The sequence below is a fragment of the Streptomyces sp. NPDC001348 genome, from assembly GCF_053597535.1.
In genome coordinates this window covers 109,489-135,529 of record NZ_JBSFIK010000006.1, presented here as the reverse complement: position 1 = coordinate 135,529, position 26,041 = coordinate 109,489, and the positions used below count along the sequence as shown (strand labels likewise).

Below are 26,041 nucleotides of genomic sequence, written 5' to 3'. Positions count from 1 at the left end.
AGATGGCGTCAAGGAGAGCGGCTCCTCATGGGTGATCATGTGCATGTACGACTCGCTCAGGGGCTGAGCGTGTCGGAGGAAGGCGAACTGATCGAGTACTCCAGCTGCCGGTGCGGGGCCACCTGGACCAGGGTCTTCGATGCCGACGGCGGTGAGCCGGAGCGGCCCGGCCGGTCCTGACGAGGGTGTGTCCGGCAAGGCCGTCGGCCGTTTCGGGCGGGTCAGTGGCCCCTTTCTTCCTTCCTCCGCGTTCCGCGTCCGTCAGCGCCCGGCGTCCGACAGGACCCCCCGTTCGAAGGCATGCGCCAGGGCGTGGTCCACGCCGGCCGGCCGAAGGGCCGGGGAACCGGTGGCCGGACTGCACAGCGACGTGCCTATGAACGCGTTGATGGCGTCGTCGATGGGGCCCGCGGGCACCTTGCCGTCCGGTCCGAGCTTGTCGTACTTCGACAGGTTGTAGGCGAGGGCCATCTGCCGTCGGCCGTCCGGACTCGAGATCGCCCATGTCTCGGCGCCGAACACCACCCCGTCGTGGCCCCAGAAGGTACCGCAACGCCAGTCGAACCGCATGAGAGCGAGGCCGTAGTGGGCCACCACCTTGCCCTCGGCGTCGGTCACCGGCACCGTCCTCTCCATCTCGGCGAGCTGGGCGGCGGGGATGAGCCGGCCCGTGAACAGCTCCCGGTAGAAGCGGTCGAGGTCCGCCATGGTGGAGACGACCGCGCCGGCGGTTCCCGCCCATGACATGTCGTAGACGCTGTAGTCGCGCGGCGGGTCGATCAGTCCGTAGAAGGACTCGTACAGCTTGGGGTGCGGACCGGTGATGCGAGGGCCGGTGGGGAAGTAGGTGTGCCGCAGACCGGCCCGGCGGATGACGTGACGCGTGATGTAGCGCTCGGGATCCTCACCGGTGAGCTTGCCGAGCAGCAGACCCGCGATGATGTAGTTCGTGTTGGAGTACGACCATTTCTCCCCGGGTGAACCGGTCGCCGGGGCCTGCACTCCCATCCGGACGAGTTGCTCGGGGGTGAAGTGATGGAAGCGGTTCTCGTCAAGGCTGCTCGTGGACATCGTCTGCAAGGAGGGGAAGGCGTAGCGGACGTAATCCGCGATACCACTGGTGTGATTGAGCACCATGCGTACGGTGATCCGGTCACCGCGCTGCCCGGGGACCAGGCCGGGAAGGTATCGGGACAGGGGTGCGTCCAGGTCGAGGCGTCCGGCGGCGACCTGCTGGAGGAGGGCGACGGCGGTCATCGACTTGGAGATGCTGCCGATCCGCTGCTCCATGTCCGGGGTCACGGGACGGCCGGTGTCCCGGTCGGCGACACCTGTGGCACCGCGCCACAGGCTGCCACCGTCCCGCACGGCCGCGTAGGCGCCGTACATGCCCGCGGTGTGGATGGCCCGCAGCGCGGTGGCCAGGCGCGCCCGGTCCATGGCCGGCCGGTGTGACGCGGCAGGGGTGACGGTGGAACGGGTCGCTGCCTGGGCCTGGGGGAGCGCGGCAGCCGAAGGGACGACGAGGGCCACGGCGCAGGCCAGGGCGACTGTCCAGCCCCGCCTCGCCGGGGCCGGGCGTCGTTGGTGCCGACGTGCTGAGAGCATGGTTGTCTGCACAGCCTCTCTGCGTACGGAAGCGGGAAGATCTGCAGGGTGATCTTCGCCGGGGCTGCGCCGAGAGGCATCATGCATGCGAAGGACCGGGCGTACTACCGGCGGACGAGCGGAATTCGGTCACAGCCGGTGGCAGGGCACCTGGTGGGCGAGGAAGACGGAGAAACGGCGGCATTCGTCGGGCGAGCGATGTCTACACCCGTTCGCTCCGGCCCTGCAGAGCTGAGCGCATGAAGCGGCAGCGATCCAAGGAGCGGCGGCGCACCCAGGGGATCCAGCAGCAGAAGCCGATCACGCAGAGCGTGAAGACCAGCGGAAAGGTCAAGGAACCGGCGATCACCCCGAGAGCGAGCATGCCGGCCGCGATCAGGCCCATGAAGCCCAGCCAGTACGGCAGCCAGCGGCCACCACGCTCCATCCGCCCCAGTTGCTCGGCGACCAGCCGGCGCATGGCCGCCTGCTCCTCGGGCTCGCTGGGCACCTCACGACGCCGGATCTTGCGGTTGAGCTCGGCGACCCCTTGCGGGTCGGTCCCGACGGCGCGGCTGATCCGGCGCCGCTGCACGGCCACCATCGACACGGCGATGGCGGTGTACAACACACTGTGAAGCATCCACGACACCGGATGCTCGTCCCGGCGGAAAAGGGCGGTGACACCCACCGCGATCAGGAAGAGCATGACCGCCTGGGCGGTGAGACTGCGATCGAACCAGCGCCTCAAGGCGTGCACGGCATGTACCTCCTGAGAAACTCGGCGTAGCGCTGTCGTTTCCCGGATACCCCGCCAGGACTGGCTCACCGGCCGCTTCCTGACCATCAAGTCACCTGCCCGGTAAGGGCGTTGCCGGTGGTCGCCAAGGTGTTCCCGGTACCGGGCCGGCAAGCTGGCCGTGGTGGTCAGGAGGCCACGCCCGCCAGGGCGAGGAATTCACTGCGGGACCGGGCGTCGGAACGCAGCAGGCCCAGCAGCGTGGAGGTCATGGTGCTGGAACCGGTGGCCTGGACCCCGCGCAGCGTCATGCAGGAGTGCTCGGCCTCGATCACCACACCGACGCCCTTGGGTTCCAGGTGGGTCTGCAGCCAGTCGGCGACCTGTTTCGTCAGGCGTTCCTGGACCTGCGGGCGGCACGAGAAGTGTTCGACCACACGGGCCAGCTTGGACAGGCCCAGGATGCGAGCCCCCGGCAGGTAGCCGACATGGGCGGTGCCGACGAACGGCAGCAGATGGTGCTCACAGACGCTGCGCACCGGTATCCGGCGGGCCAGGACCAGTTCGTCGTACCCCTCGTCGTTGGGAAAGGTGGTGAGGTCGAAGGCACGCGGGCTGAACAGCTCGGCGTAAGCGCGCGCCATCCGTCCCGGTGTCCCGCGCAGGCTCTCGGAGGAGGTGGGGATGCCGAGTGCGGTGAGGAACTGGCCGGCCGCCGCTTCCGCGGCGGCCAGGTCGATACCGCCGGGCTCGTGGACCACCCGCAGGGCGGGGCGCGCGGGCGCCGTCGGCCGGCCGTCGACGTCTGTTCGGGCGATGCCGCGGTCAGGACGCTCGATCATGTCAGCTGCCACCGATCCCCAGAGCGGTGAGCAGCACCAGCACGAGGGTGGCCACGGCGAACAGGCCGTGTGCCGTCACCACCGGCACCGGGAAGTGCCGCTCGGCGGGGACGGCGGTTTCGGTCCCCCCGGCCGTCGTGGCGGCAGATGCCGCCCCGGCCGTGGCATGGCCGCGGTGGACCGGAATCCAGCGGGCCAGCATCACGAATCCGAGCAGGGCGACGGGCAGCAGCAGACCGAAGGCGGTCCAGGCCAGGGCGCTCTTGTCGGCCACGACATAGATGATCCACACCACCAGGCCGATCGCGGCCAGCGCGAAGTGCCCGAAGACGACCGGTGCCGGCAGACGGCTGGTACCGGACTGCTGCTGCCGGATTCCGCCGCGTTGGATCCAGGTGCCGAGCATGTAGAAGCCGCCGAGGGCGGTGACCACCCAGGCGATCAGTGCGGCGATGTCCATGCGGAACTCCCGAGTGCGAAGGTGTCGAAGGCGGCCGGACGGCACCGGCCGCCGTGGAGGGTGCCCGGTACGGGTCACACGGTCGAGCGGGAGTCCCGCTCGCTGCGGTCGGGCGTGTAGCCCTCGGCCTGGGTGTTCTCGTCGGCAACCCGTACGCCGTAGCGGTAGGCGAGCTTGCCACCGAGGAATCCCGAGACGCCCAGGGCCGCCACGCTGACCGCGGACAGGACGAGCGGGCCGGGGCCGACGCTGCCGCCGGAGCCGTAGCTGCTGTGGCGCCACAGGAAGTTGATCACGTAGGCGGTGGTCACCAACAGGTTCAGCGTCATGTGCACCAGTGCGGTTCGAAAGGCCGGTGTGCCGCTGGGAATCGCGAAGAGGTCGAGGAACCCGACCATGGCCGCCAGCAGGGCTCCGATCACACCTACCGCGATCAACCACTCCGAGCTCTGGGTCAGGAACCCCGGGCGGTGCACGACATGGGAAGCGATGTCGAACACCAGGCTGGTCACCCAGGCGCCGATCGGCACGGTCACCAGGATCGGGTGGAACGGGTGCCCGTACGGGCCGGCGAGCGAGGCGCTGACCGGGCGCTTCGCCTGGAGCCGTGACTCATCGGTCATCGCAACCTCCCACTTGTTTCACCAACAAATCTTGGTCTTATTCATGGGGGACGTCAAGACAACCAGGAGAATGCGTGCGCGGGAACGCTTGTGCCCACGCTGGTGGGAGTTACTGTGTGCGGGTGGCTTCCGACCCGACACCGCATGCCGACGCGGCCGACACCGCCATCGACTCCGTGAGCGTCCTGAGCGAGGACTCCCGGCGGCGCATGTTCCTCTTCATCCGGCGTGCGCGGCGTGCCGTCACCCGGGACGAGGCGGCCGCCAGCGTCGGCATATCCCGCAAACTCGCCGCCTTCCATCTCGAGAAACTCGTCGACGCCGGCCTGCTGCACGCTCGCTACGGCACGCCCGGCGGGATCCGCAAGGTGGGCAGACAGCCGAAGGTCTACGAACCCACCGACGCCCAGATCACCGTGAGCATCCCCGACCGGCGTCACGAACTGCTGGCGGACCTTCTCCTGGACGCAGTCCTGACCGAGGGGGCCGATGAGAGCGCCGCGCAGGCAGCGGTGCGGACCGCCGAACAGCGCGGCCGGCGGATGGGCGAGGCGGCCCGGGAGGAGATCCGCCCGGGCCGCCTGGGTCCCGAGCGCGGGCTGACCACCTGCGAGCGGCTTCTGGACCGGTACGGCTACGAACCCGTCCGGGAGACCCCGACCCGGCTCCGGCTGCGCAACTGCCCGTTCCACCCGCTGGCGGCGAAGGCCCCCGACCTGGTGTGCGGCATGAACCGTGCCTTCCTCTGCGGCTACCTCGACGGCCTCGGGGTCAACGGAGTCGAGGCCGTCCTGGCTCCCCAGCCGGGCGAATGCTGCGTTCTGCTCGCCCCCGGCGCCACCGACCACGACGGGCACGCGGCGGCGGAAGGCTGAGGGGCCGATGACCGGCGCCCCCCCGAGACGACGCCGCCCGACTGCGCGAGCACGACGACCGGGTCGAGTTCCGCGCCGGCATCGACCCGATCCTCAACGGGAGCACGCTCGACGGAGGCCGACGCACGACGCGGACTGACGCACTGCTCGTGCCCCCGTGATCAGTCGAGCGCGGTGCCCGTCTCCTCGGCCAGCGTCCGCAGAAGACGGTCCTGGAACGCCTCGTCGTGGACGGCGCGGTGCGGTCGCAGCAGTCGGCGGTGATACCAGTACCCGCCGGTCGTCAGGGCCTGGCGGTCGTGGCCGGAGGCCAGCCACTCCTGGGTCTCGTGGCCCAGTTCCAGGTCGTCCGGTGCGTTGGGGCCGCCCATCCTGGTCGGCACCCAGCCCGGGTCCACCGCGTTGCTCAGCACACCGGGGCGCAGTCGCGCCACCGCGGCCGCGAGGGCCGTCACGAACAGCTTGCTGTCGGAGTACGACCCCGCGCTGCGGCCCCGCCAGTCGACACCGTCGAGCGAGGGACGTCCGTCGAAGTGTGAGCTGCTGCTCAGGTACACCAGCCGCCGCGGCCCCCGCAGCAGGGCCGTGAGCAGGTACGGCGCGACGACGTTGACCGGCATGACCGCGGGCCCGCTCCACACGCCGGCGTTGTGGATGACCGCGTCGAGCGGCCCCGCGCCACTCAGCTCGGCGGCGAGGCGTCGTACGGCGTCACGCTGGGCGAAGTCGCCCACGACGATGTCTGCTCCACGGTCGGCAAGCGGGGCAAGGGCCGCCGCGCGCTGCTGGTTCCGGGCGTGCACCACGACCTCGTGGCCCGCGGACAGCAGTGACCGCGCCGCGGCACGTCCGAGGCCGTCGGCGGAACCTGTGACCAGGATGCGGCTCAAGAGGACGCCCCCGATGGGGCGCCGTCGGCGCGCATGGCTTCTCCTCGCACGTGATCTTCTCCTGAAGTCCTTCAGCCGGTGGAATGCCGCGCGGGTGAACCGGCCTCCTCGGTGGCCGCCAAGGAGGCCAGCAGGCGCAGTCCCTCCTCGGAGGGCGATCCGGGTTCAGCGGTGTAGACGGTCAGGGTGAGACCGGGTTCGGCGGCCATCTCCAGGCCCTCGAAGGCGAGGGTGAGGTCACCGACGGCCGGGTGGCGGAACCGTTTGACGCCGGTTCCGTGGTGACGGACGTTGTGGGAACCCCAGCGGCTACGGAATTCCTCGCTCCGGGTGGACAGTTCGCCGACGAGATCGTGCAGGTCCTTGTCGTGGGGGTTGCGGCCGGCCTCCGTGCGCAGGATGGCCACCGTCATGTCGGCGAAGAGCTCCCAGTCGGGGTAGAAGCGGCGGGCGGCGGGGTCGAGGAAGTTGAAGCGGGCGAGATTCGCGTGGTGGCGGCCGGCGTAGACGTCGGCGTAGAAGGCGCGGGCGAGCTGGTTGGCGGCGAGCAGATCCAGCCGGCCGTTGCGGACGAAGGCGGGCCCCGCGGTGATCGCGTCCAGGGTCCACTGCAGACTGCGATGCGGTGTCCAGTGCGGCGTGGTACGGCGCCGGGGGCGGGTGAGGGCGTCGGAGCCGTCGGCGGCCTGGGCCAGATGAAGCAGATAGGCGCGTTCGGCGTCGTCCAGCTGCAGCGCCCGGGCGACGGCCTCGAGCACGGACGGGGAGACGCCCGCGAGATTGCCCCGCTCCAGCTTCGCGTAGTACTCGACGCTCATGTCGGCCAGCGCCGCCACCTCGCTCCTGCGCAAACCGGGCACGCGTCGCCGGGAACCGGCAGGCAGCCCGGCCCGCTCCGGAGTGATCTTCGCTCGCCGCGAGGTGAGGAACTCGCGGACCTCGTCACGGTTGTCCACACCTCGACCGTACGGCCTGCCCGGCGCCGGAGGGATGTACTGGCGGTACACCTTTCACCGGTAACTCGTTGCCCGGGCGGAAAACCGGTTACCTGAAGAGGTGTGGCACTTCTCGGCCGCGGCGCAATGTCGCCCCACGCCGGTCGTGCCCGCCCGGGAGGCAAGGACGGCGGCAGCGGCGTCGCCCTTGCCCGCCCGGCACGCAACCGCACACGGGCACAAGCGGCCCGCCCCTCAGCACGTAAGGACTTCCCTCATGCGCGGAGCAGTGATCCACGCCCCCGGCGATGTGCGTTTCGAGACCCTGGACGACCCGAGGATCCTCAAGCCGACCGACGCGATCATCCGTACGGCGGTCACCTGTGTATGCGGCTCCGACCTGTGGCCCTACCGTGGCCTGGACTCGACCGACGGGGCTCACCCGATGGGCCACGAGTACGTGGGCTTCGTGGAGGAGGTGGGAGCCGAGGTCACCGCGGTCGAGCCCGGTCAGTTCGTCGTCGGCTCGTTCGCCACCTCGGACAACACCTGCGCCAACTGCCGCCACGGCTTCCAGTCCAACTGCCTGAGCCGCGAGTTCATGAGCACCTGCCAGGCCGAATACGTCCGCATACCCAATGCCCAGGGCACGCTGGTCGCCACCGAGGAGGTGCCGGGCGAGGAGTTCTGGCCGGGCCTGCTGGCCGTCTCCGACGTGATGGGCACCGGTTGGTGGGCCGCCGAGGCCGCCGATGTCGAGCCCGGCTCCACCGCCGTGGTGGTCGGTGACGGAGCGGTCGGGCTGTGCGCGGTGATCGCGGCGAAGGAGAGGGGTGCGGAGCGGATCATCGTCATGAGCCGCCACGAGAGCCGCCAGAAGCTCGCCCAGGAGTTCGGTGCCACCCACATCGTCACCGAGCGCGGCGACGAGGGTGTCGCGCGGATCAAGGACCTCACTGACGGGATAGGTGCCGATGCGGTGCTGGAATGCGTCGGTACCGCCCAGGCCATGCGGCAGGCTCTGCAGGCGGCACGCCCGGGCGGCGGCGTCGGCTTCGTCGGTGTCCCCCACGAGGTGCAGGTCGACGGTCAGGAGCTGTTCTTCTCCCACGTCGGCCTGCGCGGCGGCCCCGCTCCCGTGCGCCGCTACCTGCCCGACCTGATCGACCGCGTCCTGACCGGTCGCATCGACCCCGGCAAGGTCTTCGACCTCACTCTGCCCCTGGAGCAGGTCGCCGAGGGCTACAAGGCGATGGACGAGCGCCGCGCCATCAAGGCACTCCTGAAGCCCTGACCGCAGAGGAGCGAACGACCTTGCAGATCACCCGGAGCTCGATCGACACCGTCAAGGGCCCTGCCGACTGGTTCACCGGCGACGTCTTCATCGACGCCGTCGCCGCCGCGCCCGAGCCCTCCCGCGTCACCGCCAACCTGGTGCATTTCATGCCCGGCGCGCGCACCCACTGGCACCGCCACCCGCTGAGCCAGACCGTCTTCGTCACCGAGGGGGTCGGCCTGTGCCAGCGCCGGGGCGGACCGGTCGAGGTCATCCGTCCCGGTGACCGCGTCCTGTTCGAGGCCGACGAGGAGCACTGGCACGGCGCCGCACCGAACCGGCTGATGGTCCACCTGGCCATCAACGAGAGCGACACCGACCACGACGTCGTGCACTGGCTGACCCCCGTCACCGACGAGGAGTACGCCGCCGCCCCGGCCGTCGAATGACCACCCTCTCGAGCTCCTCGGGGCAGGTGAGAGGATGTCCCGCATGGATGTTCGCCGGAGGAACAATGTGACGGTCACCGGTCCCACCGACGCGCCGGTGCTGGTTCTGGCGCACGGGTTCGGCTGTGATCAGAACATGTGGCGCCTGATCGTGCCGGCGCTGGCCGAGCGGTACCGGGTGGTGCTGTTCGACTACGTCGGCTCCGGCGGGTCCGACCTATCGGCCTGGAGCGAGGAGCGGTACTCCTCGCTCGACGGCTACGCCCGGGACGTGACCGAGGTCTGCGCGGCGCTGGACCTCGAGCGGGCGGTGTTCGTGGGGCACTCGGTCAGCGCCATGATCGGAGTGCTGGCGGCGCAGGCCGCGCCGGAGCGGATCGGGTCCCTGGTGATGGTGGCGCCCTCCCCGTGCTACATCGACGACGACGGCTACCACGGCGGCTTCAGCGCGGAGGACATCGACGAGCTGCTGGCCTCCCTGGAGTCGAACTACCTGGGCTGGTCCTCCGCCATGGCCCCGGTGATCATGGGCAACCCGGAACGGCCGGAGCTCGGGCAGGAGCTGACCAACAGCTTCTGCGCCACCGACCCGGACATCGCCCGCGTCTTCGCCCGCACCACCTTCCTGTCCGACAGCCGCGACGATCTGAAGAGCGTGGACGTGCCGACGCTGGTACTGGAATGTGCCCAGGACGCCATCGCGCCGCGTGCGGTCGGCGCCTACGTACACGCCGCGATCCCCTCCTCCCGCCTGGTCACCCTCGACGCCACCGGGCACTGCCCCCAGTTGAGCGCCCCGGAAGCCACCGTCGAGGCGATCCTCGGTTTCCTGCAGAGCCGGTCGTGATGTGCCGCACGGACGGCGTACCCGAGCCGCCCGAGACAGGCGACGACGAGGACACGGACGCGGCTTTCACCGCACTGTTGGAGGACAGCGTCGAGGATCTGTACGAATCCGCCCCCTGCGGCTACCTGTCCACACTCATGGACGGCACCATCGCCAAGATCAACACCACGCTGCTGAACTGGCTGGGCCTGGAACGCCCGGCCGTGGTGGGGCGCAAGCGCTTCGTGGATCTGCTGACCGTCGGCGGGAGGCTCTACCACGAGACGCACTTCGCGCCACTGCTGCGCATGCAGGGCGAACTGCGCGGCATCGCCCTGGAGATGAAGCAAGCCCGGGGCGGCCGGTTGCCGGTGCTGGTCTCCTCCGTGGTCAAGTACGGCGGCGAAGGCGAGCCCCTGCTCATCCGCACCACCGTGTTCGACGCCGCCGACCGGCGCGCGTACGAGGAGGAACTGCTCCGCCGCCGCCAGGACGCCGAACGGGCCCGCGCCGATGCCGAACGGGCACACGCGGAGGCGGAGCAGGCCCGCCGGCAGGCCGAGGCCGACCGGGAACGACTGGCCGACGCGCTCGCCGTACTGCAGAAGTCCCTCCTGCCCGACACCCTGCCGACGCTGCCCGGGCTGGAAACGGCCGTCTACTATCACGCGGCCTCTCCCGACCAACTCGGCGGCGACTTCTACGACCTGTTCCCCGTCAACGGCGACCGCTGGGCCTTCTTCCTCGGTGACGTATGCGGCAAGGGCCCCCAGGCCGCCGCCCTGACCTCGCTGACCCGCTACACCCTGCGTGCCGCCGCCCACCACGACCCCGAGCCGGACGCCGCGCTGACCACGCTGAACGCGGTCCTGCACGAGCGGTACACGGCGGGCGGCAACCCGCGTTACTGCACCTGCGTATTCGGCGTACTGGAACCCGGCGCCGACGGCAGCATGACGGTCCGGCTCGGCTCCGGCGGCCATCCCCCGGCGCTCGTCATCCGGGCCGACGGCCGGGCCCACTTCCTGCCCACCCCCGGGGGCCTGCTCATCGGTGCCCTGCCCAAAGCCCCGATCGCCACGGCCACAACCACCCTGGCTCCCGGCGACACCCTGCTGCTCTACAGCGACGGCCTCACCGAAGCCCGTACCGGCCCGACCCGCGACAGCCTCTTCGGCGAAGAGGCTCTGCTCGCCTTCGCCGCCGCCCAGGCGCCCGCCGCCCCCCAAGCGGTGATCACCGCACTGACGGAGCTGCTGGAAGGCTTCGGCGCCGGACTCAACGACGACACCGCTCTGCTCGCCCTCGGTATCCCCGCAACTCGGTCCGACAACCGCCCGGCAACGAAGCACCCACGATGACCCCGCTGCACATCACCCACCACGATGCCGCCGACGGCCCCGTCCTGCGGGTGGCCGGCGAACTCGACTACGAGCAGGCCGCCGCGCTACGGCATCAGGCCGAGTCCCTCGCACTGGAGCCCGGCCAGGTGCTGACCCTCGATCTGTCCGGTCTGGAGTTCTGCGACTCCAGCGGCATCACCGCCCTGCTCGCGGCACGCCAGCACGCCCAGGCCGCCGACGCGGACATCGTTCTGACCGCTGTTCCGCCCACCCTCCTGCGGGTTCTCACCATGGTCGGCCTCGACCAGATCTTCACCCTGCGCGACGGCCGTGAGCCGCCTGCGCCCGTGACCTGACAGCTCATCGGCCGGCGACACCCACCGGCCGGCTGCTCGGGACGGCCCCGACCACGGCGGGCACGGTGACTGTGGTGCGGAGTTGGGACAAACCGCCTGTCCTGTGGGACGCTGACAGCTGACCAGCCTGGTTCTGTGAGAGGCCCCGCGCCGCCCTCGGGCCACATCGGTGGCCGGGACGCGGTACGGGTGGCTTGCTCGACCATGCGTGGCCCTCGCCACGCGCTTGATGCCTCAGGCCACGGGGCGTTATGGGCTCGACCCCGGAATCGAGGGGCGAACCATGACCGACTTCGCCGTGCTCACACAGCAGTACGCCGAACGCACCGTGATCACCGTAGCCGGAGAGATAGACCTCGGCGCCTGCCCCGAACTCGTACGGGCCACGCTCGCCGTACCGCTCGGCGGGAAGACGCTGCAGGTGGACGTGTCCGGCGTACCTTTCATGGACTCCAGCGGCCTGAACCTGCTGCTGCAGCTGCGCCGGCGTCTGCTGGCCGAAGGAGGCCGGCTCCTTGTCACCGGCCTCCGGCACCAGCCGGCACGTCTGCTGCACCTGACCGAGACCTACGACCTGCTGACCACGGGTTCCGGCGGCGCCGCAGTCGGTCTCCCCCTGCCCACAGGCTGACCGGACCGCGCTTCCCGGCTCGCTGCGACCACGGTGCCCATGACAGGGGCGGGGTGCTCAGGGCTGGAGGGCGTCGCGCAGGGTGGGGTAGCAGTCGATGATCGTGTCGAGTTCCACGATGCGCAGGGTACGCATGACGGATTCGGGTGCGCCTGCCAGGCGCAGCCAGCCGTGCTGCCCGGTCGTGGCCCGGCGGGCGGTGACGAGCAGGTTGATGCCGGCGGAGTCCATGAAGGTGACCTGCCGCATGTCGATCACGACACGTGGCGGGGAACCCAGGCCGGAGAGGTCCAGGGCCTGGCGGAGGGGCTGGGCGGTGTCGTGGTCGATTTCGCCGGCCACGGTCAGCACGCGAATGCCGTCGGTGACGGTGGACACGACCGACAGACGGTAGGGCTCGTACGCTTTGTCGGAGTCCGCCACGCTTCCCCTCGGCACTGTCGGAGATACTTACGGTCCGGTTCTCCCGGCAGGCTGACCCGCATACTACGGGGTCGAAAGGGCCTGTGCGGGTCTGGTCGGGCGGGCCGGACAGGCGTGGGGTATGAGCCGGCGGGTAGATGCCGGGGGTGAAGGATGAGGGCGGCCTTTGTGGAAGCAGTGCCTGTGAGTGAGGACGGCGCCACGCCGGAGGCTGAGCCGGTCCGGACCGCGGTGGCTCTGGAGGGCGACGGCGGCTGCATCGCCGAGGCCCGTCGGATGGCCGCCCGGTTCCTGGCCCGGGTCCAGGCGGAGCAGGGGCTGCCGGTGTCGGCCCGTGCCATGGATCTGACCCGGCTGGTGGTGAGCGAGCTGGTGACCAACGCCCGCAAGTACGCGCCGGGACCGGTGCTGATGGAGCTGGGGATCGTCGGGGATCTGGTCGAGGTGACGGTGTGGGACGGCGATCCGGCGCTGCCGGTGGCGCGGACGGCGGACCCGGACCGGGTGGGACAGCACGGTCTGGAGATCGTGATGGCCGTCACCCAGGGGTTCGAGGTGGTGCGGGAACCGGTGGGCAAGCGCATCACCGCCCGCATCGCCCTGCACGCACCCGACGAGGACATCGCCGGACCTGGTCGTCGGCACCCGTGAGGACACCGCCGTTCGGCGAGTGGACGGGCCTCAGCACGAAGAGCGGTGCGATCCACGACGTCGGCGGCGACGTTCCCCGTCCCCTGTCCCACGCGGCGGGCGACAGGGATCGCTGCCGTCGCGGGACCGGCCGAAGCGGAATAGTGATGGGGGAGGGCGTGTTGCAAGCGGATGGTTGAAAAATAAACGAAATAGAGGTGGCGGGAACGATGACCGACGGCTTCAACACGTACCCGGCGACCGGTGGAGTCGCGCCCGACCGATGGGCGAGCGCTCTGCACCTGTTCGACAACGGCGTCGCAGCCACGCATGAGGAGACCACCGCCGAACGCTGGGAACGGGCGCGGTTGCTGTTCGAGGCCAGGGAATACATCGGCGCCGCGAAGCTGCTCGCCGCAGTCGTCGAGGAGGCCCCGGAGCAGTCCGGCCCCCGGCTGCTGCTGGCCCGCGCCTACTACCACTCCGCACAACTGCGGCGCGCCGAGGAGCAGTTGCGCGAGATCGTGGAGCGCGATCCGGTGGAGCACTACGCCCACCTGATGCTGGGCCGCACCCTGCAACGGCAGGGCCGCCATCGCGAGGCGGAGCCCTGGCTGCGCATGGCGGGTGCGTTCGTGGGCGAGTTCCCGGACGACGACCGAATGGACTGACGGCAGCCGGCCCCGCTCCCGGCACGATCGGGAGGGGGCCGGCGATCCGTGCGCCGACGGCCCGGGCGACGCGCAGCATGCCTTCCCGGAACAGGTCCCCGGCCTTCTCCGCGGGCACCGGCCGGCCCGCCCGGTAGAAGAAGCTCGACGGGGTCTCCAGGAAGTCCAGTCGGCAACGCAGTACGGCGGCCTGCTCGGTGGGATCGTCCAGGTGCCGGAGGAAGGCCGGGACCGTGTTGAAGCGGCCTGGATCATGGCCGTGTTCGGCGCCGGACCGGACGTCGCCCACCAGGGCGTGCTGTTCCTGCGTTGCAGCGGCCCCTACCTGTTGCTGATGGCCTGTTTCATCGCGCTCGGCGGCGTCTTCGAAGGCAGCGGGGGAGCGGCACCCCTGTTCAGGATCACCGTGCTCGGCACCGCCGTCCAACTACCCCTGGTCCACGGCCTGTCCGGCCTCGGTCTGCCCGGCGTACGCCTGGCGTTGGCGCTCGCCATGGCTGTGCAGTGCGCGGCCCTCGTGGTGGTGCTGGGCGGGCCCGGAGCAAGGAGCCGGCCGGGGTTTCGTCGGCGCGGGTCGGCTGAGGCCGGGGAGGCGTCGCCGCTGTGGGGCGGCGAAACCAAGTAGCCACCCGGGTCCGGCTCCGCCTACGTTCTCCGGCATGGCTGACGAATGCTTCGGGCACGCCCGGCTCGCCGCGATCCACGATGCTCTCGACCCTGATCGCAGCGATCTCGACGCCTATCTCCGGATGGCGGAAGGCCTCGGGGCGCACCGAGTGCTGGACATCGGCTGCGGTACGGGAGTGTTCGCACTTCTCCTGGCCCGCCGTGGGATCTCGGTCGTCGGTGTCGATCCCGCCTCGGCGTCCATCGACGTCGCACGGGCCAAGCCAGGCAGTGAGCACGTGCGTTGGATCTGCGGTGACGCCGCGGACCTGCCGCCGCTGCAGGTCGACCTCGTGACGATGACAGCGAATGTCGCCCAGGCCATCGCTGATCCTCTTGCGTGGCAAAAGACGCTGCGGGGAGCCTACGAAGCACTGCGTCCCGGTGGACATCTCGTCTTCGAGACCCGAGATCCGGCCCGACGCGCCTGGGAGGAGTGGACCCGTGAGAGGTCCCACCGCGTGACGGATGTCCCAGGTGCCGGCTCCGTCGAGAGCTGGGTCGAGCCGGTCCGGACGAGCCTGCCGCTGGTCACCTTCCGCTGGACCTTCGTGTTCGCCGCGGACGGACAGACGCTGACGTCGGATTCGACGCTGCGTTTCCGCGAGCGGGAGGAGGTCGAGCGGGACTTGGTCACCCACGGCTACGTGGTGGAGGACGTTCGCGATGCGCCTGACCGACCGGGGAAGGAGTTCGTCTTCGTGGCCCGACGTCCGCCGCCTCAGCTATCTCCCCATCCCCCACGGACAGTCCAACAATCGGATGATCGGACAGGCACTCGGTAGTCCGTTCGGCGTTCGGCGCCCACCGATGGGCAGCGCCCCGGCGTCGTCGGCTGCCGCGCTCCGCACGGGGGCTGGCCGCCCTGGCCTCCCGGCGCCCACGACCAGTGTTGGTAGTGGCGGGCTCGTTTGTCGTAGCGGGTGGCCAGGGCCTTGTTGTGCTTGAGCTTGTTGAAGCAGTGCTCGACGAGGTTGCGGCGCCGGTGGACGGCCTTGGCGAAGCCGCACCGGCATATGGCGAGAATGTGTCGGAGGCTGTCCTTCAGGCCATGGCCGAGGCCGGCTCGAACGGCAAGGATCGAGGCATGACCTCGACGGAGACATCTGAGAACCTCGGCCCCCTGGGCCGCCGCCGGGATCGAGCGATCTGAGTGTCCATGCGCAGTCGGACGTGTCCGGCCGAACACAGGAGGCTTTCCGTGGCCAACGGCTACTGGGTCAGTGTCTACCCCGCCATTTCCGACCCCGAGAGGCTGACCGCCTACTTCAAGCTGGCGGGCCCGGCTGTCCGGGCTGCGGGCGGGCGCACCCTGTCCCGTGACGGTCGAGTCGTCGCCCACGAGGCCGGAATCACGCAACGTGTCGTAGTGATCGAGTTCGACAGCTTTGAACAGGCCGTCGCGGCATACGAGAGCGAGGCGTACCAGAAGGCGCTGGTGGCCCTTCCCGACGGCTTCGAGCGCGACTTCCGCATCATCGAAGGGATCGACTGACCGGTTGGGGAGCACCGGTGGGCCACGGCACCGGCGGAGCGGTCGTCATCCACTGTCCGGTGCAGGACGGCACCGGCCGGGGCAGGCCGGTACGCTCGGGGCGCGTTCGGTCGGCCGTTGCGGCCGGCCCCGGCTCACGGCGGACGCCGTTCGCGGTTGCCGGTTCGTCGAGCGTCAAAGGTGGGCCTATGTCCTGGCCGGATGTCACGGTGGTCGATGCGTGTGTGCGGCGTGACGGCCGGGGCGGCAGCCCCACGGCCGTCGCCGCCGACGACCCGGCGGCGGCGGACGCGGACCGGCGTGCGGTCGCTGCTGCGGCCGGCACCTCGCACGCGGCGTTCCTCGGCCCGGGGCGGACGCCGGACGGTGGCTGGCCGGTCCGGTTCTTCACCGCCACCGCCGAACTGTCCGGTTGCGGCCACGGTACCGTTGCCGCGCAGGCCGTCCGGTTGACCCGCACCGCGCTGGGCGAGCTGAACGACCGCCAACACACAGGCGGGCGCACGTTCGACACCTTCGCGATCCGCCGCCCCACCGGCATCGAGGTGTGGTTCGACCAGGGCCTCGTGACGTTGCGTCACCCGGCACCGGAGGAGCGCGCCGCGATCGTCGCCGCGCTCGGGCTCTCCGCGGACGATCCGCATCCCACCGACGTGCCACGGATCGCCGCGCCCGGCGCAGCACGCATGCTGGTACCGGTCCACGACCGGTCGGCGCTGCTCCGAGTCTGCCCACACCTCGGTAGGCTGACAGCGGCGTGCCGGCGGTACGGGCTCCTCGGCTGTTTCGTGTACGTACCGCCGGTGGGCGACCGACCGGGTGCGGCGCGCATGTTCGCGCCGGCGATCGGTGTCGACGAGGACGTCGCCAACGCCAACAGCACCGGCTGCCTGGCCGCGCACCTGCTCGACACGACAGGGGTGCAGGCGGTCGCGATCGAGGTGGAGCAGGGTGACACCCTCGGTCGACCGGCCAGCGTGCTCGCTTCGGCCCGACGCGGGCCGGCGGGCATCACGACCCGGGTCGGCGGGTTGGCGGTGGTCCGCGACGGACACGGAGGCGACGACCAGGGCGTGTCCTGGCGGCGGCCCGGCCCACCCCGCCCAGGCATCCGTTGACGAAGACCGCCTGCCCGGGCCGGATTTCCGCCGTGGCCTGGTGGGCGGTCACGCCCATGGTCGGCAGGGCGGCGGCCTGCTCGTACGAAAGGTCCACCGGTTCATCTCGCCGTTGCGCTTCCAGTCCAGCGCGTCGGAAGCCGCCGCTCGGACGCGGACGAGAACATCATCCGGACCCGGGCGTGGTGGCTCGAACCCAGCGAGCCGCACCACCTCCGGGCCGCCGTAGCGGTCGTCTTGAAGGCGCTTCACGAGGCGTATTCGTTCGAGATCTCGGTGGCGTAGCTCATCCAGAGCGGTTCCATGGTCTCGGCGTTGACCGGCTGCCCGGAATCGATCATGGCCTTGAAGTCGCGGAAGTACTGCACATACAGGTCCGGCGTGAAGGTGTTCAGCATGACCGCGTTCTCGCCGCCGACGTTGGCGAACGTGTGCGGCGCCCCGGTCGGCACGATGACCCAGGTGCCCGGCCCGGCGTCGTATTGGTCCTCGCCGACGGTGAACCGGAAAGTTCCCGCCAGCACGTAGAAGCCCTCGTCACGCTGGGCGTGGCGATGCTGCAACGGGCTCGGGGTGCCCAACCACATCACGGTGCGGCCGACGGGACAGGCCGGCTGAGGCCGGGGCCGCCACCCGCGCGTTCCTGAGCACCGTCACCGCCGTTGTTCGGACGGGGGCGAGCCGTTCACCAGTGAGGTCGGTTCACCTGGTGAAGTGTGAAGAGCCGAGGTTCACCAGGTGACCGACCATGCTGATCCGCACGCCGTCCGAAGCGGCACGCGCCTCGGTGAAGCCCACGTTCTCGGGGAGTTGGACCCGCCAGGTGGCCGTCGGCTGTCGCGCATCGGGGAGATTCACGGAGATCTCCGTTCCCTGGGCGAGCAACGTGCCCGTGCTGTTCAGCTCCCGTCCCCCGACGATGCCCGTGACCTTGACCCGCGCGGCCTGACCGGTCGAACCCGGGGCCGGTGAGATGTGGATGGGGCCGCCGTTGCCGGCCAGCCGTGTGACCACGCCGGACAGTGCGTCGTACGAGAGCGTCAGCGTGCCTGTGACGAGGTTCGCATCGGCACTGCGTGCAGCCAGGGAGGTCACCTGCACACCGTGCAGGTCGAGCTGGAGCTGCTTGACGGGCAGGTAGCCGCCCTGAGCATTGTTCGTGGTGTCGATGGTGAACTGGGCCGCCGTCAGTTTGACGTGGTCGAACGTCTGGTTGAGCGCCTGAGTCAGGAAGGGGAATCCTTCGATCGACACGTCGAGGTGGCCGTCGGTGGTGTTCTGATAGTCGTACTTCTCTGCGGCCAGGCGGGTGGCCTCCTTGTCGGCGTAGTGCACGGCGACTCGGTCCGCGATGGTGAAGAGGACGGCCAGCACCACCACTGTGATCGCCAAGACCTTGACCCAGCGACGTCTCATGCCGATTCCCCCGTACTTCCAGCTTTGGTTGTACACGATCAGTCAGGGCACCGATCATGCACGGCATGCGGCTCGCGCGACAGCCTCGTCGAGCCGGGCGACGGGTTTCGGTCATTCTTGACCCGCAGGTACTGCCTCGTTCTGCGTCGGATGTCGACCGTCGGGCGCGCATCAAAAGGGCGTCAGAAGAACATACTTGACCGTGCGGGAAGGTCTCGCGGTGGTGCTGAGGGGGAGCGGCAAGGTGAGCGGTGAGGGCCAGAGGCTGGGCAAGGTCGAGGTACGGCTGAAGTGGGATCCGAGCCCGTACGGGGAGCCGCCCCGGCACCTCGACATCATCGCGGCGACATACCCGGCCGACGACCCCTACGGGCGACCGGCGTATGTCGTGCACTACGACAGCCGGTCGCCGGACGGCACCATCAACATGAGCCGGCACAGCCAGACCGGCATGGGCTTCGGGTTCGTCGAGGTGATGGTCCTGGAGTTCGACCGGCTCTCACCCGCGTACGGGCGGGTGGTGGTCGGGGTGGCCATCCACCAGGACGGCGGTCCCCGCACGTTCGGTGACATCTCCAACGGCGGGGTGGTCGTCGTCGAGGGATACCGGCAGCTGATCGCGGACGACTTCTCGCGCGTCGCCGACGCCACAGCGGCGACGGTGGCCGAGTTCACCCGGGACTCCGCAGGAGTGTGGCGGATGCACGAGATGATCCGGGGCTTCGACAGCGACCCGGTGCTCTTCACCGCGGAAATGGGCAGCCCGCAGCATTGACCGCTCTCCAGGTCTTTCGATCAGCGGCCGCTTTCCCTACGGTTCCGGACAGCGTCTGACGGGAGCGCTGCTGTTCGAAGATGGGGGTGCCGACCTTGGCGATCAGGTCCCGACGAGACCCGACGGCGCGTACGAGGCTGTGGCGGTGGCGACGCAGCCCTCTGCGGCGGACCAGTGACCTGGTCGAGGCGTGGCTGATGCTCGTCGCGTGGACCCTGGGCGTGTTCGGTGGCGTGACCGCGGGCGTGACAGCCGCGATGGTCGCGGACCGGAGCTTCGAGGAGGACCGCTTCGGCCGCAGGCAGATCATGGCCGTCCTGCTCGAGGACGCCAGGGATACGGCGCTCACGCACGCCGACGTGAGCAGCAACGCCGACGCGACGGTCCGGTGGTGGACGCCTGACGGCCGGACGCGAACAGGGCGGGCCGCGGTGCCCGCGCACACTCCGGCGGGGAGCCGTGTACTGGTGTGGACCGGTTCCCGGGGGGAGCCGGTCTCCGAGCCTCCGGGCAGGTACGACGCGATGCTCAAGTCCTCCCTGGTAGGCGTGGGCGCGTCGATGGCCACGGGATGCGCGGTCTGGGGCTCCGCGCGGGCCGCACGTGCCCTGCTGGACCGGCGGCGTATGAGGCAGTGGGCGCTGGAGTGGGAGCGCTTCGGCACCCGGCGGGGTGGCGCGACGGCTTGATCCGCCACCTCGCCTGGCCCGGGCCCCCGGTTCAGGTCTCCGCCTGCGCCTCGACATCCTCGGTGCCGCTGGGCCGTCCGGCCGTGTTCCAGCGGACGTACAGGCCGGCGGCGATGAGCAGCGTGGCCACCATCGACAGGACCGGCCGGCCGCCCGGCGGGTTCACCACGAGGGCGAACGCGCCACCGCGGGGGCTGCGATCCCCGTCTTGCACGCATTGCTCACCGGGCGAGCAGGATACTGGTCACCTGTTCGGGGAGGAAGTCGAGGAGATCATCTGGGTTGCCGGTGGAGCGTTCGTCATGGAACCTGCCGGGAGGCAAGCCGATCATGGTCTTGAAAGTGTGCGAGAAGTGCGGCTGGTCGTAGAAGCCGGCTCCGGCCGCGGCCATGGCCCAAGGCGTCCCGGCCCGCTTCAGTCGGAGTGCGGACTGCAGGCGCAGCACCTGGGCGGCTCCCTTGGGGGTGAGCCCGATCTGCTCGCGGAACCACCGCTCGAGGTGGCGGCGGCTCCAGCCGGTGCTGCCGGCGAGTTCCTCCACGGGTGTCCGCCCGCCGCTGCGCCGCAGTTCCTCCCAGGCCCACGCCACCTCGGGGCGGCAGACGGGGCCGGTGTCCAGCCGCGTGGCCAGCGCCTGATCGAGCAGAGCGAAACGGCCCGGCCAGTCGGGGCACTCGGCCAACCGCTCGGTCACTTCCGTGAGACCGGGGCCGAGGAGGTCGGACGGGTCCAGGGGCAGCTGGGCCCACTCGGTCGCAGGGGCGGCGAAGAGCCGGTAGGCCGCCGGGGGTGACAGCAGGATGGTGACACCGTGCAGGAGTCCCCGGTGCTGGCCGATCGTGGCGGTGCTGCGCAGTCCGTTCACCAGGGAGGCGGCAGCAACCAAGCGGTGCGACGCCACAGCGTCGATCACATCGACCGGAGCGGCGAAGCCCAGCATCACCTTCACCACTCCATCGGGAACGAGCAGTCTGCGGCGCGGCGTGCGCGCCTCGAAGCGGAACCCCCGGTAGCCCAGCACCGCCCCGCGCAGTGCGGGGCTCGGCAGCCCGCGGACCAACTGCCGGTCGTCAGATGCCGTTGGTAGCACGACCATTCCCCCAGAAATGACGCGTCTATGCCACTCACCACCGTACGCCCTTCGGTACCTGTGGCAGGGCACGAGTCGCTTTTCTACAATCCAGGACGCACTCCCGGCAGGCAGAGTCTCACCAGGGCATCGCCGAAGGACGTGCCCTCATCCATGGCAGCTCCGCCGACCGCCACCGGTCGGCGAAGGGGAGGCAGACCAGTGACCACTCATCACACCCGCCCGAGCTTCGGAGCGAGGCGGCCGATCGTCGTCCTCGCAAGCCTGGCATTAACACTCGTCGCCGCAGCCGGGGCGTCCAGCGCCGCCACCGACACGGCCGCCGGCAGCCGGTACGCCGCCCAGGCCGCGCATGCCGGGCTCACCACCGCGCAGACCGCGGCGCTCCAGAAGGAGGTCGACCGGTACCTCGCCCGGACGGGCGGTACCCAGGTCTCCGCCAACCGCATCAACGTCCCGGGCGGCTTCGTCCTGGTAGCCGTCCCGGGCGAGAAATACGCCCGCGACCTGCGGACCACCACGCGCCCGTCGGACGCCGCCGACTGCGACTACACCAACTTCTGCGGCTGGCCCAAGGCGAACTACGAGGGCACCGTCTGGGAGCACTCCTCGTGCAACACCTACTGGGAGATTCCCGACGGCTGGAACAGCGGCGGGTCGTGGTGGAACAATCAGACGCCCGGCACGGTCGCCCGGATGTACGGCAAGCACAAAGACCTCGTCTTCCAGACCCCGCCTGCAGGCCAGAACTCGTGGGATGCCAATGGCAACTGGCACCCCGTTTGGTACGTGAAGGTCTGCTAGGTCGTGCAATGTCAGGGGAGCGAGGGTCGTAGGCAGGCGAGGGTGACCAGGGCTTGGTGGTGGCGGGCTCGTACGTCGTAGCGGGTGGCCAGGACCTTGTTGTGCTCGAGCTTGTTGAAGCGGTTGTCGCCCCTGCCGTGTCCGGGGACGGCCGGGCCCGCATCCGGAATGCGGATGCGGGCCATGACCTGCTCGAACTGGATGCAGTCGTTGACGTTGCCGGCGGTGAGGGTGAAGGCGAGGGCCAAGTCCTGCCCCCTTTTCGGGCTCCGGTGGCGTGCCGGTGAGTCCGCACTGTAGTCAACTCATGACGACGCACCACGAACAGACCTGCGACTCGACCACTTCGCGGACACGACCTGGCTCGACGGGACGTCCTTGACGAATACGATCCCGTCACTGCCGGCCACACGGGCCGGGTCCAGCGGTGAGTAGCCGAACCAGGGGGACTCGCGCGGAGCGGGCGTCGTGTCGCCGAGGACCGCGGCCAGCCGGCGGGGGTCGACGACGTACCGGTCCTCCGGGAGCGCGTACAGAAGCCCCTCGACAGTGTCCGGGGGTGGGGCGTTCACCCCGCGGTGGCGGATCGTGCCGAGAGCCGTGGCCAGGAAGGCGTAGTCCTCGCCCAGCCGGGCACTGACGATCGCCCCGGCGCTCCACCATTCCACCGGCGGGCCGCCCATCCGTATGCTGCTCTTCTCCCGCTGCAGATGCGCGTTGTGCGCGTACACCAGCGCCGGGCCGCGCTCGGCGACAGCGAGCAGGTTGGCGGCCATCATCGAGGCCCGCACGCCGAGCAGGTGCGCCATGCGGCTCGGTGAGGTGTCGGCCATCCAGAAGTGGTACCTCAGCAGTCCGGTGGCGGTACGACCGTACATCCGTGCCCGTTCCCAGTCGTCCGACGAGGACGCCGCGAGCAGCTGCGGTGTCTGAGTGTCGAGCAGGGTGACCAGGTCGTCGGTGAGCAGCCGCAGCCGTTCGGCCTCGGCCGACCGCCCCACGGACTGGGCGGGGTCCAGCATCGCGGCCGGATCGGTCCACCGGTCGTCGGTGCCGAGCAGGTGCTCGAGAGTCTCGGCGGTGCAGGGAAGCAGATCGGCGTCCACCCGAGCGGTGAGGTAGTCGTGGAGCGCGGTGAGGGCGTTCCGGGGGCTTTCGGCGGCGGTGATCTCCAGCGGGCCGTCGAGTCCGGCGAAACGCAGCCGCTCCGGCTCGGGGCGGCCGTCGTTGTACGCCCGCATCCAGCGCACCAGTTCGCGGTTGGCCGCGGACGTGCCGAGCCCGATCTCCGGATGGCTGAAGCCGCGCTCCATGACCGCGTCCAGGGTGCCCGTACCCGACGTGACGTAGTCGTCCACGAGCAGGCCCCTCATACAGTCGCTCTCGATCGTGATCGTCCGGTAGTGCTCCTGCTCGACGAGTTGCCGGAAGAGATCGTTGCGCATCTCGAGCAGAACGTCCTCGCCGTGGGTGGGCTCACCCAGGGCCAGCAACCGCGGCCGGGTGGGGAGCAATCCCATGACGCCAGCAGCGTCCGCGATGTGGGCGGTGCCTTCGACAGCAGCAGTCATGGCCTCAACGGTATCGTTGAACCGACGGTTGAGACTTGTGGGCGGTATGGGCGGAGATGTGAGCGGAAAGCCTCAACACGGGGGTCGTCTCAGGCCGGTCGACCTGGCGCGCGGGCACGGTCTGTCCACGCAAGCGATCAGGAACTACGAGGCGGTCGGGATCCTGCCGGGCGCCGAACGCACTGAGCACGGCTATCGCACCTACACGCCGCTGCACGTGCAGGCGCTGCGCGCGTTCCTCGCTCTCGTGCCCGGGCACGGTCACCGGACAGCCACGTCGATCATGCAGTCGATCAACCGGGGCACGACGGTGGCGGCTCTCCGGCTCATCGACGAAAGTCACGCCCAGCTACTCGACGACCGCCGCACCCTGGAGGCTGTGGAAGGCGCGCTCCACGACCTCGGTCCCGTACCGCAGGAACGCGGCGACACCTACGTCGGCCCGCTGGCGAGGAGGCTCGGCATCCGCCCGGCCACCCTGCGCACATGGGAACGTGCCGGCTTGCTCCGACCGCGCCGCGACCCGCAGACGGGCTACCGGGTCTACAGCGCGGCCGACGTGCGTGACGCGCTGCTCGTCCACCAGCTCAGACGGGGCGGATACCTGCTGGTGCAGATCGCCCCGCTGATCGCCCAAGTCCGTTCCGCCGGAGGTGTCGCACCCCTTGAATCGATGCTGGGCGACTGGCATTCCCGCCTCGCTGCCCGCGGCCGCGCCATGCTCGCGGGCGCGGCCGCACTGGACGCCTACCTCGGCTGCCGACCGCACGACCCCGCCCGGAGGCCGGCTGAGTGACCGTACTCCCGCCCCTCGGCCACGGACCGGATCCGGCCGTCCGGCGACTTCCACCGGCCGTAGGCGTGGGGGAGGGGCCCGCCGTCCGGCGAGGGGCGCGTGCAGCAGGCCGTCCGGCTTCCGTCCGAGGACTGCTCCGGCGGGCGGACGGAGGACCGCGCCGGCCGAGCAGTCGTCCGGAAGCCGCAGGACTTCGGGCGCGAACCGCGGTGGCCGCGGCCCGGAGGCACGCTCACACGTCGCGGCGCCTCACGACGAGCACGGCGAGTGCGACTGTGATCAGCGGCCAGAGGGCGTAGACGACCCAGGAGCCGGAGACCGTGGCGGTGTAGCCCAGTGATCCGGGATCGGGCCCCCAGTTCTCGATGAGGCGCCTCCAGGCGGTCGACACCATCGCGTGTCTGATGTCCGCCGACCAGCGATGGCTCTCCGAGAACATGGTCGGCAGCATCAGCAGGACGAACACGCCGGTGACGACGGTCGCGGCGGCGTGCCGGAGCAGAACGCCGAGGCCCAGACCGACCAGCGCGCAGACCGGGGCCAGCAACGCGGATGCGGCCAGCGCCCGGAAGACCCCGGGGTGGGTGATCGGAACTCCGGCGTGCCGTCCGTACAGGACGGCCTGGGAGACCAGGAACGAACCGGTGGAGACGGCCGCTCCGACCACGGTCCACAGCGCGGCGGCGACGGCCGCCTTGGCCAGCACGACCGAGCCGCGGGCGGGGACGGCCACCGTGGTGGTACGGATCAGACCGCTGCTGTACTCGCTCACGACGGTGAGGGCGCCGGAGCTGCAGGCGACCAGCATCAGCATCCAGGCGCCGGCCTGCGGATAGGCGTCGTAGGGCAGGAAGTCGGCGGGGCCGGAGCCCGCCGCGTGGTCGGCGACCGTGGCCACGGCGGCGGACCCCATGACGAACAGGGCGGTGAGTGCGATCGTCCACGACGTGGAGCGCAGGGACCGCATCTTGATCCACTCGGCGGCGAGCAGGTCGCGGAAGCGGGCGGGCGGTCCGCCGGCCTGGACGGCCGGGGGAGCGGCGGACAGTGTGGTCATCGGGGCCGTCCTGCCAGGTATTCGACGCTGTCGGCGGTCAGTTCCATGAAGGCCGCCTCCAGTGAGGCGGTACGGTTGGTCAGCTCGCTCAGCCTGATGCCGTTCTCGAAGGCGAGCGCCCCGATCCGGTCCGCGGAGAGTCCGGCCACGGCGAGTTTCCCGGCGCCGGCCGAGCCCGCCGGGCCGACCGAGGCGCCCGCCGCCGTCAGCACGGCTGCCAGCTCCATGGCCTGCGGCGTCCCCACCACGACGCTGCTACGGGTGCCACGGGCCGCGAACTCCCGTACCGACTCGGCGGCGATGAGGCGGCCCCGGCCGATGACGACCAGGTGGTCGGCCGTGTTCTCCATCTCCGCCATCAAGTGGCTGGAGAGGAACACCGTGCGCCCCTCGCCGGCCAGGCGCCGGAAGAGCCCGCGCACCCAGAGCACGCCCTCCGGATCCATGCCGTTGATGGGCTCATCGAACATCAGCACGGGCGGATCGCCGAGCAGGGCGGCCGCGATGCCCAGCCGCTGTTTCATGCCCAGGGAGAAGCCGCCGATGCGGCGGTTCGCCACGTCGGCCAGCCCCACCTCCTGAAGCACCTCGTCCACCCGGCGCCGCGGAATGCCGTTGCCGCGGGCCAGCGCGGCCAGGTGGGCCGCGGCGCTTCGGCCACCGTGGACCTGCCCGGCGTCGAGGACAGCACCCACGTGCCGCAGTCCGCGGGGGTGATGGTGGAAGGGAACGCCCTGGACGGTGGCGGCGCCGGTGGTGGGCGCGTCCAGCCCGAGGATCATACGCAGAGTGGTGGACTTGCCCGCGCCGTTGGGGCCGAGGAAGCCGGTCACCCGGCCCGGCCGCACGGTGAAGGACAGACGGTCGACGGCCGTCCTGCCGCCGTAGCGCTTGGTGAGTTCGTTGACTTCGATCACGGCACCCACACTGCCGCGAGGACCTCCGGGCGGACATGTGGCCGTGGGCGGCAATCGTATGGCCGGGGTTGGCCCGTGGGCGTACGTCCC

Annotated in this window: 33 protein-coding genes and 3 pseudogenes; 18 read left to right on the top strand and 18 right to left on the bottom strand. The window is 70.3% G+C overall.

The window, feature by feature from the left end:
• Positions 1 to 27 precede the first annotated feature (27 nt).
• On the top strand, positions 28 to 180 hold the full coding sequence (locus ACWC21_RS08870; RefSeq protein WP_450879594.1) for a hypothetical protein: 153 nt from the start codon (positions 28 to 30) through the stop codon (positions 178 to 180).
• 81 nt (positions 181 to 261) lie between these two features.
• Here the strand turns inward: ACWC21_RS08870 and ACWC21_RS08865 are convergent, their stop codons facing one another.
• From ACWC21_RS08865 to ACWC21_RS08845, 5 genes are all read right to left on the bottom strand, one after another.
• Positions 262 to 1,440, bottom strand: a complete 1,179-nt coding sequence (locus ACWC21_RS08865) for a serine hydrolase domain-containing protein (RefSeq protein ID WP_450879592.1) — start codon at positions 1,438 to 1,440, stop codon at positions 262 to 264.
• A gap of 370 nt (positions 1,441 to 1,810) precedes the next feature.
• A complete protein-coding gene (locus ACWC21_RS08860) occupies positions 1,811 to 2,347 on the bottom strand; it encodes a hypothetical protein (protein WP_450879590.1) in 537 nt (178 codons plus the stop codon).
• Positions 2,348 to 2,514: 167 nt separating this feature from the next.
• Entirely contained in the window at positions 2,515 to 3,168 is a 654-nt protein-coding gene (folE, locus tag ACWC21_RS08855; RefSeq protein ID WP_450879588.1) for a GTP cyclohydrolase I FolE, read from the bottom strand.
• Position 3,169: 1 nt separating this feature from the next.
• Positions 3,170 to 3,628 (bottom strand): hypothetical protein, encoded by a 459-nt coding sequence (locus ACWC21_RS08850; protein ID WP_450879586.1) that lies wholly within the window; start codon positions 3,626 to 3,628, stop codon positions 3,170 to 3,172.
• Between the two features lie 74 nt (positions 3,629 to 3,702).
• Positions 3,703 to 4,251, bottom strand: coding sequence for a DUF2231 domain-containing protein (locus ACWC21_RS08845; RefSeq protein ID WP_450879584.1), 549 nt, complete (start codon positions 4,249 to 4,251; stop codon positions 3,703 to 3,705).
• A gap of 122 nt (positions 4,252 to 4,373) precedes the next feature.
• Between ACWC21_RS08845 and ACWC21_RS08840 the strand changes: the two genes are divergently transcribed.
• A complete protein-coding gene (locus tag ACWC21_RS08840) occupies positions 4,374 to 5,126 on the top strand; it encodes a helix-turn-helix transcriptional regulator (RefSeq protein WP_450879582.1) in 753 nt (250 codons plus the stop codon).
• Positions 5,127 to 5,287: 161 nt separating this feature from the next.
• Here ACWC21_RS08840 and ACWC21_RS08835 read toward each other — a convergent pair whose 3' ends face one another.
• The gene (locus ACWC21_RS08835; protein ID WP_450879580.1) at positions 5,288 to 6,016 is read right to left on the bottom strand and encodes an SDR family NAD(P)-dependent oxidoreductase; all 729 of its coding nucleotides are present in this window, start codon (positions 6,014 to 6,016) and stop codon (positions 5,288 to 5,290) included.
• Between the two features lie 71 nt (positions 6,017 to 6,087).
• The gene (locus tag ACWC21_RS08830) at positions 6,088 to 6,972 is read right to left on the bottom strand and encodes a helix-turn-helix transcriptional regulator (protein ID WP_450879578.1); all 885 of its coding nucleotides are present in this window, start codon (positions 6,970 to 6,972) and stop codon (positions 6,088 to 6,090) included.
• 256 nt (positions 6,973 to 7,228) lie between these two features.
• Between ACWC21_RS08830 and ACWC21_RS08825 the strand changes: the two genes are divergently transcribed.
• The 6 genes from ACWC21_RS08825 to ACWC21_RS08800 all read left to right on the top strand — a co-directional run bounded on the left by ACWC21_RS08825 (position 7,229) and on the right by ACWC21_RS08800 (position 11,832).
• Positions 7,229 to 8,245 carry a zinc-dependent alcohol dehydrogenase family protein gene (locus ACWC21_RS08825; RefSeq protein WP_450879576.1) on the top strand — a complete coding sequence of 339 codons (1,017 nt, stop codon included), beginning with the start codon at positions 7,229 to 7,231 and terminating at the stop codon, positions 8,243 to 8,245.
• Between the two features lie 20 nt (positions 8,246 to 8,265).
• Positions 8,266 to 8,676 (top strand): (R)-mandelonitrile lyase, encoded by a 411-nt coding sequence (locus tag ACWC21_RS08820; RefSeq protein WP_450879574.1) that lies wholly within the window; start codon positions 8,266 to 8,268, stop codon positions 8,674 to 8,676.
• A 43-nt stretch (positions 8,677 to 8,719) separates the two neighbouring features.
• Entirely contained in the window at positions 8,720 to 9,523 is an 804-nt protein-coding gene (locus ACWC21_RS08815; protein ID WP_450879572.1) for an alpha/beta fold hydrolase, read from the top strand.
• Positions 9,523 to 10,863, top strand: coding sequence for a PP2C family protein-serine/threonine phosphatase (locus ACWC21_RS08810; protein ID WP_450879570.1), 1,341 nt, complete (start codon positions 9,523 to 9,525; stop codon positions 10,861 to 10,863). The genes ACWC21_RS08815 and ACWC21_RS08810 overlap by 1 nt, the downstream gene beginning before the upstream one ends.
• Entirely contained in the window at positions 10,860 to 11,201 is a 342-nt protein-coding gene (locus ACWC21_RS08805; protein ID WP_450879568.1) for an STAS domain-containing protein, read from the top strand. Before ACWC21_RS08810 ends, ACWC21_RS08805 begins: the two co-directional genes overlap by 4 nt.
• 283 nt (positions 11,202 to 11,484) lie before the next feature.
• The gene (locus ACWC21_RS08800) at positions 11,485 to 11,832 is read left to right on the top strand and encodes an STAS domain-containing protein (RefSeq protein ID WP_450879566.1); all 348 of its coding nucleotides are present in this window, start codon (positions 11,485 to 11,487) and stop codon (positions 11,830 to 11,832) included.
• A 57-nt stretch (positions 11,833 to 11,889) separates the two neighbouring features.
• Here the strand turns inward: ACWC21_RS08800 and ACWC21_RS08795 are convergent, their stop codons facing one another.
• On the bottom strand, positions 11,890 to 12,255 hold the full coding sequence (locus ACWC21_RS08795; RefSeq protein ID WP_450879564.1) for an STAS domain-containing protein: 366 nt from the start codon (positions 12,253 to 12,255) through the stop codon (positions 11,890 to 11,892).
• 153 nt (positions 12,256 to 12,408) lie between these two features.
• On the opposite strand from ACWC21_RS08795, the gene ACWC21_RS08790 reads away from it, so the two are divergent.
• On the top strand, positions 12,409 to 12,906 hold the full coding sequence (locus ACWC21_RS08790; protein WP_450879562.1) for an ATP-binding protein: 498 nt from the start codon (positions 12,409 to 12,411) through the stop codon (positions 12,904 to 12,906).
• A 209-nt stretch (positions 12,907 to 13,115) separates the two neighbouring features.
• Positions 13,116 to 13,556 (top strand): tetratricopeptide repeat protein, encoded by a 441-nt coding sequence (locus tag ACWC21_RS08785; protein ID WP_450879560.1) that lies wholly within the window; start codon positions 13,116 to 13,118, stop codon positions 13,554 to 13,556.
• 49 nt (positions 13,557 to 13,605) lie between these two features.
• Here ACWC21_RS08785 and ACWC21_RS08780 read toward each other — a convergent pair.
• Positions 13,606 to 13,809, bottom strand: a pseudogene (locus ACWC21_RS08780) (PadR family transcriptional regulator); the annotation flags it as partial.
• Between ACWC21_RS08780 and ACWC21_RS08775 the strand changes: the two are divergent.
• Both ACWC21_RS08775 and ACWC21_RS08770 read left to right on the top strand, forming a co-directional pair.
• Positions 13,768 to 14,181 (top strand): hypothetical protein, encoded by a 414-nt coding sequence (locus ACWC21_RS08775; RefSeq protein ID WP_450879558.1) that lies wholly within the window; start codon positions 13,768 to 13,770, stop codon positions 14,179 to 14,181. The pseudogene ACWC21_RS08780 and the gene ACWC21_RS08775 overlap by 42 nt on opposite strands.
• A 34-nt stretch (positions 14,182 to 14,215) precedes the next feature.
• Complete coding sequence (locus ACWC21_RS08770) at positions 14,216 to 15,007, top strand: class I SAM-dependent methyltransferase (protein WP_450879556.1); 792 nt, start codon at positions 14,216 to 14,218, stop codon at positions 15,005 to 15,007.
• A 107-nt stretch (positions 15,008 to 15,114) separates the two neighbouring features.
• Here the strand turns inward: ACWC21_RS08770 and ACWC21_RS08765 are convergent.
• Positions 15,115 to 15,216: pseudogene (locus ACWC21_RS08765) on the bottom strand (IS5/IS1182 family transposase); the annotation flags it as partial.
• A gap of 207 nt (positions 15,217 to 15,423) precedes the next feature.
• Between ACWC21_RS08765 and ACWC21_RS08760 the strand changes: the two are divergent.
• Both ACWC21_RS08760 and ACWC21_RS08755 read left to right on the top strand, forming a co-directional pair.
• Positions 15,424 to 15,717, top strand: a complete 294-nt coding sequence (locus ACWC21_RS08760; RefSeq protein WP_450879554.1) for a DUF1330 domain-containing protein — start codon at positions 15,424 to 15,426, stop codon at positions 15,715 to 15,717.
• Between the two features lie 188 nt (positions 15,718 to 15,905).
• Positions 15,906 to 16,835 (top strand): PhzF family phenazine biosynthesis protein, encoded by a 930-nt coding sequence (locus ACWC21_RS08755; protein ID WP_450879552.1) that lies wholly within the window; start codon positions 15,906 to 15,908, stop codon positions 16,833 to 16,835.
• 248 nt (positions 16,836 to 17,083) lie between these two features.
• On the opposite strand, the gene ACWC21_RS08750 is transcribed toward ACWC21_RS08755, so the two are convergent.
• On the bottom strand, positions 17,084 to 17,416 hold the full coding sequence (locus ACWC21_RS08750; RefSeq protein ID WP_450879550.1) for a cupin domain-containing protein: 333 nt from the start codon (positions 17,414 to 17,416) through the stop codon (positions 17,084 to 17,086).
• Positions 17,417 to 17,537: 121 nt separating this feature from the next.
• Positions 17,538 to 18,251, bottom strand: a complete 714-nt coding sequence (locus ACWC21_RS08745; RefSeq protein WP_450879548.1) for an LmeA family phospholipid-binding protein — start codon at positions 18,249 to 18,251, stop codon at positions 17,538 to 17,540.
• A 226-nt stretch (positions 18,252 to 18,477) separates the two neighbouring features.
• On the opposite strand from ACWC21_RS08745, the gene ACWC21_RS08740 reads away from it, so the two are divergent.
• Together ACWC21_RS08740 and ACWC21_RS08735 are read left to right on the top strand one after the other, a co-directional pair.
• Positions 18,478 to 19,026 carry a TerD family protein gene (locus ACWC21_RS08740; protein WP_450879842.1) on the top strand — a complete coding sequence of 183 codons (549 nt, stop codon included), beginning with the start codon at positions 18,478 to 18,480 and terminating at the stop codon, positions 19,024 to 19,026.
• A 95-nt stretch (positions 19,027 to 19,121) separates the two neighbouring features.
• Complete coding sequence (locus tag ACWC21_RS08735; protein ID WP_450879546.1) at positions 19,122 to 19,715, top strand: Rv1733c family protein; 594 nt, start codon at positions 19,122 to 19,124, stop codon at positions 19,713 to 19,715.
• Positions 19,716 to 19,746: 31 nt separating this feature from the next.
• Here the strand turns inward: ACWC21_RS08735 and ACWC21_RS08730 are convergent, their stop codons facing one another.
• Positions 19,747 to 19,929, bottom strand: a complete 183-nt coding sequence (locus ACWC21_RS08730; RefSeq protein ID WP_450879544.1) for a hypothetical protein — start codon at positions 19,927 to 19,929, stop codon at positions 19,747 to 19,749.
• Positions 19,930 to 19,936: 7 nt separating this feature from the next.
• Positions 19,937 to 20,812, bottom strand: a complete 876-nt coding sequence (locus ACWC21_RS08725; RefSeq protein WP_450879542.1) for a helix-turn-helix domain-containing protein — start codon at positions 20,810 to 20,812, stop codon at positions 19,937 to 19,939.
• 195 nt (positions 20,813 to 21,007) lie between these two features.
• Here ACWC21_RS08725 and ACWC21_RS08720 point away from each other — a divergent pair, with 195 nt between their 5' ends.
• On the top strand, positions 21,008 to 21,610 hold the full coding sequence (locus tag ACWC21_RS08720; protein WP_450879540.1) for a peptidase inhibitor family I36 protein: 603 nt from the start codon (positions 21,008 to 21,010) through the stop codon (positions 21,608 to 21,610).
• An 11-nt stretch (positions 21,611 to 21,621) separates the two neighbouring features.
• On the opposite strand, the pseudogene ACWC21_RS08715 reads toward ACWC21_RS08720, so the two are convergent.
• Together ACWC21_RS08715 and ACWC21_RS08710 are read right to left on the bottom strand one after the other, a co-directional pair.
• A pseudogene (locus ACWC21_RS08715) lies at positions 21,622 to 21,911 on the bottom strand (hypothetical protein); the annotation flags it as partial.
• Between the two features lie 4 nt (positions 21,912 to 21,915).
• A complete protein-coding gene (locus ACWC21_RS08710) occupies positions 21,916 to 23,181 on the bottom strand; it encodes an erythromycin esterase family protein (RefSeq protein WP_450879538.1) in 1,266 nt (421 codons plus the stop codon).
• Positions 23,182 to 23,227: 46 nt separating this feature from the next.
• On the opposite strand from ACWC21_RS08710, the gene ACWC21_RS08705 reads away from it, so the two are divergent.
• Positions 23,228 to 23,977 (top strand): TioE family transcriptional regulator, encoded by a 750-nt coding sequence (locus ACWC21_RS08705; protein ID WP_450879536.1) that lies wholly within the window; start codon positions 23,228 to 23,230, stop codon positions 23,975 to 23,977.
• A gap of 232 nt (positions 23,978 to 24,209) precedes the next feature.
• On the opposite strand, the gene ACWC21_RS08700 is transcribed toward ACWC21_RS08705, so the two are convergent.
• Together ACWC21_RS08700 and ACWC21_RS08695 are read right to left on the bottom strand one after the other, a co-directional pair.
• A complete protein-coding gene (locus ACWC21_RS08700; protein WP_450879534.1) occupies positions 24,210 to 25,034 on the bottom strand; it encodes an ABC transporter permease in 825 nt (274 codons plus the stop codon).
• On the bottom strand, positions 25,031 to 25,951 hold the full coding sequence (locus ACWC21_RS08695; protein WP_450879532.1) for an ABC transporter ATP-binding protein: 921 nt from the start codon (positions 25,949 to 25,951) through the stop codon (positions 25,031 to 25,033). Before ACWC21_RS08695 ends, ACWC21_RS08700 begins: the two co-directional genes overlap by 4 nt.
• Positions 25,952 to 26,041 lie beyond the last annotated feature (90 nt).